2 protein-coding genes are annotated in these 613 nt (G+C 67.0%); both read right to left on the bottom strand.

Annotation, left to right across the window (positions count from 1 at the left end; genetic code table 11):
• Positions 1-359: NAD-dependent epimerase/dehydratase family protein (locus tag AC1B00_RS09620; RefSeq protein ID WP_488849507.1), on the bottom strand; the 359-nt coding region annotated here is incomplete at its 3' end.
• Positions 360-390: 31 nt separating this feature from the next.
• Positions 391-613: DegT/DnrJ/EryC1/StrS family aminotransferase (locus AC1B00_RS09625; RefSeq protein ID WP_488849509.1), on the bottom strand; the 223-nt coding region annotated here is incomplete at its 5' end.

Below are 613 nucleotides of genomic sequence, written 5' to 3' on the forward strand. Positions count from 1 at the left end.
TAGACGACGCGCTGAATGCCCTGTTCGGCCGCTGTCGCGAACACGTTGTGGGATCCGACGACGTTCACGTCGAGCGAGCTGTACGAGTCGGCGACGCTCTTGTTGATGGAGTCGGCAGCCAGGTGGATGACGTGCGAGCTCCCGCGCATGGCGGCGGCCACCGCGGCGCCCGACCGGACGTCCTGGTCGATGACTTCGACGCGGCCCGTGGTCGCGAGCTCGTTGGCACGGTCGCGGTCACCGCGCCACATGTTGTCGAAGATGCGCACGTTCCAGTCGCGCTCCAGGAGCTGCTGGACGACGTGGAGGCCGATGAAACCGGCTCCGCCGGTGATGAAGACTGTGCGGTTTTCGGTCATGAGATGTCCTTCGCTTGGGAGGTCGTTGGGGTCAGCGTCGGTGGGCGGGGTCGGCGACCACGGCCCGCACGGTTTCGGCGACGTAGGCCACGTCGTCTTCGGTGAGATTCGCGTGCATGGGAATGGCGATGTGTCGCGCGAAGAGGTCGGCGGAGACGGGCAGCGGGGTGGAGGAGCCGTAGAGCGGCTGTTGGTGGCTGGCGTAGGTGCCGAAGTTGCAGCCGACACCGCGGGATCGGAGCGCCATCGCCACG

The organism is Campylobacter sp. DY7 (genome assembly GCF_057802535.1).